General features: G+C 70.6%; 3 protein-coding genes and 1 pseudogene. 2 read left to right on the plus strand and 2 right to left on the minus strand.

Annotated elements, in window-relative coordinates; all coding sequences use genetic code 11:
* Together CKO31_RS25715 and CKO31_RS25720 are read right to left on the minus strand one after the other, a co-directional pair.
* Window positions 1-452 (minus strand): annotated as a pseudogene (locus CKO31_RS25715) (hypothetical protein); the annotation flags it as partial.
* A 107-nt stretch (window positions 453-559) separates the two neighbouring features.
* The gene (locus CKO31_RS25720) at window positions 560-856 is read right to left on the minus strand and encodes a helix-turn-helix transcriptional regulator (protein WP_200243671.1); all 297 of its coding nucleotides are present in this window, start codon (window positions 854-856) and stop codon (window positions 560-562) included.
* 358 nt (window positions 857-1214) lie between these two features.
* On the opposite strand from CKO31_RS25720, the gene CKO31_RS25725 reads away from it, so the two are divergent.
* Together CKO31_RS25725 and CKO31_RS25730 are read left to right on the plus strand one after the other, a co-directional pair.
* On the plus strand, window positions 1215-1622 hold the full coding sequence (locus CKO31_RS25725; RefSeq protein WP_200243673.1) for a helix-turn-helix domain-containing protein: 408 nt from the start codon (window positions 1215-1217) through the stop codon (window positions 1620-1622).
* Between the two features lie 2 nt (window positions 1623-1624).
* A partial coding sequence (locus CKO31_RS25730) for a helix-turn-helix domain-containing protein (RefSeq protein ID WP_322789215.1) occupies window positions 1625-1833 on the plus strand: 209 nt, incomplete at its 3' end.

A 1833-nucleotide genomic window follows, 5' to 3' on the forward strand; every position in this document is an offset into this window, starting at 1 on the left:
GCACGCCCCGCGCGGCGCCCAGCTGCGTTACAACTCGTTGGAATAGGTCGGCTATTCCGCCTCGTTGTGCCTTGCTGGACGCCACGCGGGACGCACCCTGGGGGCCGTTCAACTACCGTTTCTAGGATCATGCGCTCGACGGCCATGTCGATGCCGTTCACCAGCTCCCGCCGCAGCTTCTCGCGCTGGGCGCGGTGCGCACCCTCGGCACAGGCGACCCGGAAGGCGGCCTCCCAGGGATCGGTGTACAGATCGGACCAGCCGAGCCCGACGGCCGCGAGGACAGCCTCCGGTGCGCAGCCGGCGTGGCAATGGAACAGCAGCCGCTCGCCGTCGAGTCGAACGCTCAGCGACGGGCTGCGATCATCATGGGCGGGACAGCGCGCCGACCAGCGCCCATCTCCGGTGCGAATCACCCCGTCCAGGCGCCCGAGCAGGAGCTCCGCGTCCATCGGCAGGCCTCGGATGCATTGAAGCGGCGCGCGTCAACCCGCCAGCGGTGCGCGCGAGTCACGCGCACCGCGACGGCAGGCAGACTACGTCGGCGAGGAGACCGGCGCTATGCGGCGGGAGACCCTGGCGTCCCGTCCACCAGCGCACCGGCGCCGGCCCCGAGACCGAAGGTTGGGCGTCGCCGGTGGATGTCGGCCACCAACTGCACCAACTCGGTGTCGGTGACCGCACGGATATGTGCGGCGATCACGGCATCCACCTCGTGCTCCGGCCAGGCCGCAACCCGCGGGCCGAGCGAGACCGGCCGCGGGAACAGCCCATCGCTGATGCGGGCATAGAGCCGGGAGCGGCTGTAGCCGGTGCGCTCGAGCACGGCGGGCAGGCGAAGGACACGGTTGGGCATGACAGTCTCCGTCGGTGATGCCTTGGGTGCCCGCGAGACTGGCAGTGCTCACTGCGTCCCGCGGGCCAGACAGAGAGAGTCTGGGAGAGGGGCCGCGCAGCGGCGATGTCGAAAGCGCGGCCCGAGCCGGCATGATTCGAAACGCGCGTCCGAACACCCTTCGACCCTGTTCGTCCACTCCGTACGGAAGCGGGCGAAGTGGTGTCGAAGCTTGGCGCGAGCTGCTGTGAGCAAGCATGCTGCGGCTTATCATCAGGGCGCGATAGCGTTCGCTTCGGCGCTGTCGAAACCCGCATTCAGGCCGCGCTGCATGGCGCGGTGAAGCAAGAGACAATTCCAGGGAGATCCTGCGATCGCCATGACCGACGCAGAGCACGAGCTGACCCGCGAGATCGGTCAGCGGCTGCGGGCCGCGCGCCACGAGCGCGGGCTCACCCTCTCCCAGCTGGCGGCGCTCACCGATGGGCTCTACAGCAAGTCGCGGATCAGCAACTACGAGCAGGGTCTCCGCCGGCCGAGCATCGAGGCGGCGCGGACGTTGGCCGACGCCCTCGTCATTGTCAGCGCCGCACAGCTGTTGGGTGTCGAGGGCGGCGAGGACAACGCCCTGTCCGCGGGGGAAATGCGCCTCCTTGACGCCTTTCGCCGGGCCGACGCCGATTGGCGCCGCCGCCTGCTCGACATTGCTGAAGCCGTGCAGCTGGACCCGCCGCCCGGGCAGGGCCGGCGCCGGCGCAAAACCGGCGGCAGTGCCGGCGCGGGTTGAGCGTGACCGCCCGCGCGCTGAACCGGGTCATCGGCCGGCGGCTGCGGGCTGCGCGTTCGGCGGGCGGTCTGAGTCTGGCGCGCCTGTCGGTGCTGACCGGCGGCAGCATCAGTGTGTCGCGGCTCAGCCACTACGAGCTAGGGCAGCGCCGGCTCAGCATCGAGGCGGCGCGGGCCCTGGCCACGGCGCTCGGGGACGTGTCGGCGGCTCA

Origin of the sequence: Thiohalocapsa halophila, from assembly GCF_016583825.1 — a bacterium.
GTDB lineage: Bacteria > Pseudomonadota > Gammaproteobacteria > Chromatiales > Chromatiaceae > Thiohalocapsa > Thiohalocapsa halophila.